The organism is Occallatibacter sp., from assembly GCF_049510455.1.
Classification (GTDB): Bacteria; Acidobacteriota; Terriglobia; order Terriglobales; family Acidobacteriaceae; genus Telmatobacter.
In genome coordinates, this window is record NZ_JBEKYX010000158.1 from 1 (window position 1) to 6,184 (window position 6,184).

The window sequence follows — 6,184 nt, forward strand, 5'->3', positions numbered from 1 at the left end:
CGATCGTGCCATCTGCCATAAACGTATTACCTCTTAAGGCGAAGATCAAGCACCGGGTCACTACTTCGCCATCCCCTCATTACCCGCTCAAATTCAAAATTACCTTTTGCGTAAGGGGAGTGTTGTCACCAACGCTGGCGAACATGGCCTTGGATGGATTGCAGCGCGTGCTCTACGCGAAGTTCTCTAAGTACGGGCTCAATCCGAACAAGGTCAACATCGTTCGGTATGCGGACGACTTTATTATCACCGGCGCAACGCAAGACGTGCTGGCTAATGAAGTCCGTCCTCTGGTCGAAGCTTTTCTCGCGGAGCGTGGCTTGACGCTATCGCAGGACAAGACCCGAACCACACATATCGACGATGGTTTTGATTTCCTCGGCATGAACATCCGCAAGTACGGTGGCAAGCTGCTGATCAAGCCATCTGCTGCAAGCGTCAAGACGTTCTTGCGAAAGGTCCGGGAAATCTTGAAGTCCAACCCGACGTTAGGCCATGACGATTTGATATGGTTGCTCAATCCGATGGTCTACGGTTGGGCCAACTACTATCGCCATGTGGTCTCCAAGCAGATTTTCCGCAAAGTCAATCATGAGATATGGCAGGCGTTGTGGCGATGGGCGCGTCGCCGGCATCCGGGCAAAGGAACAGGCTGGGTCCGAAGGAAGTATTTTCGGACAGTAGGTTTTCGGCACTGGGTCTTCGCCACGGAAACAGGCCGACGACTCACCAACGGCAAGCCCGAACTCCATATGCTCTACGAAGTCCCGTACATGCCTATTCGGAGGCATCGTCAAATCAAGGCAACCGCCAACCCCTTCGATCCCAAGTGGGAATCGTACTTCGAAGCACGGTTGAAGGCGGCCATGCTGGATTCCATCAAGGGGCGAAGCAAGCTGATCCACTTGTGGTTGAAACAGGATCGCTGCTGCCCGATGTGCCATCAGCCAATCACCCAAACCAGTGGATGGTCTTTATATCATCTGGTGCGGAAGGTGGACGGTGGTTCGGATGGAACCGGCAATCTGGCGATGTTACACCCGGACTGTCATGGCATCGCGCGGCACCAAGGCTTCTCAGTGGCGTCACCGGCTCCTACATGGGGCTTCGAAAAGGCTTGAGCCGTATGCTGGGAAACTGGCAAGTACGGTTCTTAGGGGGCGGCGGCGCAGAAATGCGCTGCTGCTACCCGACATGAAATCGACGCTGTTCGCCGGCATCTCGTGCATCTTCTCGATGCAGTCGCCGTGAAGGATGGTATTGACGGGAAGTTTCTGTTGGATGGTATTCGTGTTCATGATGTCGCTCCGTTTTGTGTGGTCTCCCGATGAATCGGGGCACACCGCGCGAAGCGACGCGAGTGGGTCAGGCTTCCAAGGTCAAGGACGCGCAAGATCGTTCTCGTCACCACCGAGCAATATCAGAAGCTGCTGCCTCTGCTCCCACAGCACTGCCGAGTCATGGTGACTCTGGCCATGTGCCTGGGACTGCGCGTCAGCGAGATTCTAGGCTTGCGATGGGAGGATGTGGACCCGGAAGGAGCCACGCTTCAGGTGCGGCGTTCGGTGGTCAACGGTCATGTGTGGGATACGAAGACACTTGCCAGCGAGGATGAGCTTCCGCTCTATCCTGACCTGGTGAGCGTCCTTCGCCAGTGGCGGGAAGCCGAATTGCCGGTCAACGGCTGGCTGTTCGGCAACATCGACACCGGCAAGCCGTATCACGCGGACACGATGCGTCAGCGTCATCTCAACAAGGCGGCTGCGAAGATCGGCCTGCCGAAGTTGGGCTGGCACGCCTTCCGGCATACCTACCGGGCACGCCTGTCGGAACTCGGTCTGCCGCTCGAAGTGCAGCAGAAACTGATGCGCCATGCGTCCATCGACATGACCACGAAGTACGGTCGGAATTCGATGCTCAATATAACGCGTCCAGTTAATGCTCAGATCGTAGAAATGGTGATGCCGAAAACACTGAGAAAAGCGAAAAGGGAACCGGGTGCGCGCCCTGTTCCCTTATTGCTCCCTCGCCGATTTCGGCTGAACTCGTAGGTTGTTGATTCTTTGGTTGTGGGGGTCTGCAACGCTCCGAATTTGCGGCGACATTACATTACCCGTTTCCTCCTCCCCACCGACCAGATGCCACGTTCCCTCAGCGACATAATGCGGTTTTCCAGTTCCGTTCCCGCCGCCGTCTTGCGGAAACATACGAATCTCCGAAACGTGCTTCACCAGTTCCTTGCGGGCCTCGGCAGGCTCCCCGGAGATCAACTGCTGGAGGTCTCCCAGCCGCTTTGTGATGAAGCCCCGAATCTCCGACAGGTGAGCGTCCACAGAATCGGCTCCGCCCGCCAAGAGCTGGTCGGTGATGTCCCGCAATTGCTGCTCACGTTCGTGGATGGCGGCAACGAGAAACGACGAGGGGCCTGTCTCCGCAGCGGTAGCAGTCAGCCGCCGCAATTCGCCTTCGAGTTTCTGCTTGCGCTCCCGCATGTGAGCCATCTGATTTGTGAGCTTGGAAAAGGCGCTCTTCAAATGACTGTCGAACTCGTCCAGCGCGTACTCGACGGTCTCACGCTTTAGAACCTCATTCTGCAACTCTTCCAGCAATCGCTTTTCCAGCCAGTCGCGCCGGATTGTGATGGAGTTGCTGCAAGCCCCACGATTGAAATGCTGCGAGCAGCCGTATCTCGGGTAGTGGCCATAAGAGGTATATCCGGTGACAATGATCAGGTTGCCGCCACACAAGCCGCATTTCAGAATTCCACTGAGAAGGTATGGACTGGTGATAGAACGAGGCAAAGACCCTTCTTCGCGCCACTGTACATGGCCATCAGGCGCTTCTGACGATCCTGAACCCGCTGCCAGACCTCATCGCTAATAATCCGAAGTTCGGGGTGGGGAACAACGCGCCATTCGCTCTCCGGCCTTGCGCGCCGTACCCGCTTGTTCGTACCGGGAGCCTTCACGAACCGCGAGGTGTTCCAAACCACCTTCCCTACATAGAGATCACGGCGAAGCATCTCACGGATGCAGGTTGGACTCCATGTCGCGTAGTTGTTTCCCGACTTCGGTCTTGGGGAGGGAACGCACTCATGATTCAGGGTCTTTGCGATGGTCTTCAGGGACTGGCCACTGGCGGACATCTCAAAGATGCGACGGATCACCACAGCCTCTTTCTCATTGATAATCAGTTGTTTTGCGGTCGTGTTGTCCACAGAAACGGAATCGTACCCGTAGCAGCGACCGCCTGTGTGCTGGCCCCGCAACACCCGCCCTTCCAGACCACGATGCGTTTTCTTGGCAAGTTCCTTCACGTAGAGGCTGTCTACCATTCCGTGGACAGTGACCAGCACATGCGCCTGCTCATTGTCCGAGTCGATGCCCTGACTGACGGCGATCAGCCGGATGCCGGCAAAGTTCAGCCGCTCGAAAAAGGTGAGGGCATCCTTCGTAATTCGCGCCAGGCGACTGCTGTCGTCGAGCAGGATGATGTCGAAGGGACGGGCAGCGGACAGCGCCGCATTGAGCAGACGGCCCAGCCCTGGACGATCCGCGCCCACGCCACTTACCGCTTCATCGACGTAGATGTGTTCCTCCAGAAAGACGAACCCGCGAGACTTCGCGTATTCGCGGCAGATGCGGAGTTGGTCGTCAATCGAGAGTGGACTCTGAAGATCGCTGGAGTAGCGGGCATAGGCGGCGCAACGAAGAATCATGGCTCATTACCGTCCTTGTGGGACATTACCTCTGAACCGCCGGTGGTTGCAAATCGATTCCGCTTCTCGATTTCGGCCAGATATTCCCGTCCCAGAGCAGGGATGATGACATTGTCCATCCAGGACTTGAGCGCAGGGTCAAGTCGCTTCCCAAGACCCGACGACCGCGCCGAACCGGACTGCCGCTCCAACGTCGATTCATCCCCATCTCTGATGTTCCTGATCTCCACGCAACTCCTCAAACGGTTCCTGCCGAAAAGAAGCGTAGAGCGCACGGAGGGCACAAAACGTGGAAAATTTTTCCACTCGGTGTCCTGTCAGGACACCTTGAAAGATCGTATAAAGCATTTTCAATTCGTGACGCAGGGCGTCACGAATTGGGATGAGGTCGACTCGGAAGACTTCTCCCACCGCGCGCTTCAGAGTAAAATGCAGAGCTGTGGATCTGATTACTCTGCTCAGTAGAACCGAGGGCAAAACGCTGGAGTTCAAGCGCGATCTATCCTCCCCGGAAGGCGCGCTAAAAGCCATTGTTGCGTTCGCTAACACCTCCGGGGGTGTTCTCGTTTTGGGAGTCGAAGATGGCACGAAAAAGGTTAAGGGCATCCAGAACATATTGGCCGAGGAAGAACGCCTCGCCAATCTGATTGCGGACAGCATCTCCCCAAGATTGGTGCCTTCCATCGAAGTGATGCCGTGGAGAAAGACCCAGGTTCTGGCAGTAGAGATTTATCCCAGTGCCAACCGTCCCCACTATCTGAATCGGCTGGGCGCCGAGGAAGGCGTGTTTGTTCGTGTAGGTTCGACCAACCGTCGGGCGGATCAGGTCCTGATCGAGGAGATGCGGCGCTATAACCAGGTTTCGTCGTTCGACGAACAACCCCAACCTGAGTTGAACTCGGAAGCCATCGACTTCCGAGCTGCTTCCGAGTTCTTCAAGCCCATTCGTAAGCTGACGCGACCCGATCTACAAACCCTGAAAATCGTGACGAGCTACCAGGGCCATATCGTGCCGACCATCGGGGGCATCCTCCTCTTCGGCGCCGACCGACTCAATCATTATCCAGACGCATGGATTCAGGTTGGCAGGTTTGCCGGCATCGACCGACGCCGGATACTCGACTCCGTAGAGGTGCGCTCGTATCTTCCGGGAGCTGCGGACGAAGTAATTGCGTTCTTGCGGAAGCATATGACTCGTGAGGCCGTCATAGGCCCTGTAAAACGAACGGATCTTTGGACGTATCCGGTTGTCGCCGTCCGTGAAGCCATTATGAATGCTATCGTCCATGCCGATTACGCCCAGCGCGGCGCTCCCATCCGCGTTGCTCTGTTTGATGATCGTCTGGAGATCGAAAACCCCGGCCTGCTCCCATTCGGACTCACGATCGAAGACATCCGCAAAGGCATCTCCAAACTCCGCAATCGCGTTATTGGCCGAGTATTTCAGGAACTGGGGCTTATCGAACATTGGGGAAGCGGTATCCAGCGCATGACAGCCGCGTGTCGTGATCGCGGATTGGATGCTCCCAAATTGGAAGAGATTGGGACGCATTTTCGGGTCACGCTTTCGGCCACACCTCGTCGCACATCCGCAAAAGATGCTCGGGACGAGGCCATCCTTGCCGCGCTCTCCTCAAGTCTGGAGGCTGGACTTTCAACCTCTGAGATTGCCAAACAAATCAACCTATCCCCGCGTGCGTCCCGAACACGTCTCGCGTCGCTCGTGGAGCGAGGGTTGATTGCGGAGATTGGAAGCGGGCCACAGGACCCACACCGCAGGTACTATCTGGTCTCCGAGACTTCATAAGTTTTTGAAGTGCCACATCTGCGCCCAAGTAAATCATCCGCGTTCTTGTACCTGCACTATCTCAGGTGTTCCGAGCTGGACAGCACCTGCACCTGGCCCAACACCTTCAGTTCCATGATCTCGACACTCGGCTGGCGGGTTCGCACATAGGCGATCACTTCCTCGATGCTGAGTGCCGCGAACATCTCTGTCGAAACAACGGTTGTGTTCTCCTCCTCGACGTTTCTCTTGCCTTTGAGTTCAAACAGAAGCGATCGGTGTGGAACCGACCGCTCCGGCGACGAACCAGAATCTCGATCCTTGCTCTTTGCCATAACACCCTCCCATGAGCGGTAAAAGTGCGGCGCCCGGCTCCCTACAGTAGCGAATTGGACGCCGCCAATAAGGTAGCTCCACCCCTGGAGCCACCAACTTGTGCAAAACAATATGTTGCGTAGTACCTCCATTATGCAGTGCGGTAGTACCATAAAATCCGGTGGCCAATAGCGAAGTCGGATTCGCGAAAATTGCTTTGACACTCTCTGAACCGCGTGCTCCTAGTACTACAGTTGTAGATAGAAGATTGGGAGGGGTGAACCTCGTTTGCGGTAGTGACATCGCAGAGCGTGGAATTGATGCTGCCTTCGCCATTGGGACCAGTGGAGAAGATGCTCAACGCC

Annotated in this window: 7 protein-coding genes; 4 read left to right on the forward strand and 3 right to left on the reverse strand. The window is 56.1% G+C overall.

Annotated elements, in window-relative coordinates:
• Both ABSG47_RS19915 and ABSG47_RS19920 read left to right on the forward strand, forming a co-directional pair.
• Positions 1–1,121, forward strand: a 1,121-nt coding sequence (locus ABSG47_RS19915) for a group II intron maturase-specific domain-containing protein (protein WP_424171993.1), incomplete at its 5' end; no start/stop codon positions are given.
• Positions 1,122–1,394: 273 nt separating this feature from the next.
• A complete protein-coding gene (locus ABSG47_RS19920) occupies positions 1,395–2,051 on the forward strand; it encodes a tyrosine-type recombinase/integrase (RefSeq protein WP_424172010.1) in 657 nt (218 codons plus the stop codon).
• On the opposite strand, the gene ABSG47_RS19925 is transcribed toward ABSG47_RS19920, so the two are convergent.
• Entirely contained in the window at positions 2,016–2,801 is a 786-nt protein-coding gene (locus tag ABSG47_RS19925; protein WP_424171996.1) for a recombinase zinc ribbon domain-containing protein, read from the reverse strand. The genes ABSG47_RS19920 and ABSG47_RS19925 overlap by 36 nt on opposite strands.
• Positions 2,756–3,718: a recombinase family protein gene (locus ABSG47_RS19930; RefSeq protein WP_424171999.1), complete on the reverse strand. Its 963-nt coding sequence runs from the start codon at positions 3,716–3,718 to the stop codon at positions 2,756–2,758. The genes ABSG47_RS19925 and ABSG47_RS19930 overlap by 46 nt, the downstream gene beginning before the upstream one ends.
• 102 nt (positions 3,719–3,820) lie before the next feature.
• Between ABSG47_RS19930 and ABSG47_RS19935 the strand changes: the two genes are divergently transcribed.
• Together ABSG47_RS19935 and ABSG47_RS19940 are read left to right on the forward strand one after the other, a co-directional pair.
• The gene (locus tag ABSG47_RS19935) at positions 3,821–4,183 is read left to right on the forward strand and encodes a hypothetical protein (RefSeq protein ID WP_424172002.1); all 363 of its coding nucleotides are present in this window, start codon (positions 3,821–3,823) and stop codon (positions 4,181–4,183) included.
• On the forward strand, positions 4,158–5,525 hold the full coding sequence (locus tag ABSG47_RS19940) for an ATP-binding protein (RefSeq protein ID WP_424172005.1): 1,368 nt from the start codon (positions 4,158–4,160) through the stop codon (positions 5,523–5,525). Before ABSG47_RS19935 ends, ABSG47_RS19940 begins: the two co-directional genes overlap by 26 nt.
• A gap of 56 nt (positions 5,526–5,581) precedes the next feature.
• On the opposite strand, the gene ABSG47_RS19945 is transcribed toward ABSG47_RS19940, so the two are convergent.
• Complete coding sequence (locus tag ABSG47_RS19945) at positions 5,582–5,839, reverse strand: hypothetical protein (protein WP_424172008.1); 258 nt, start codon at positions 5,837–5,839, stop codon at positions 5,582–5,584.
• Between the last annotated feature and the right edge of the window lie 345 nt (positions 5,840–6,184).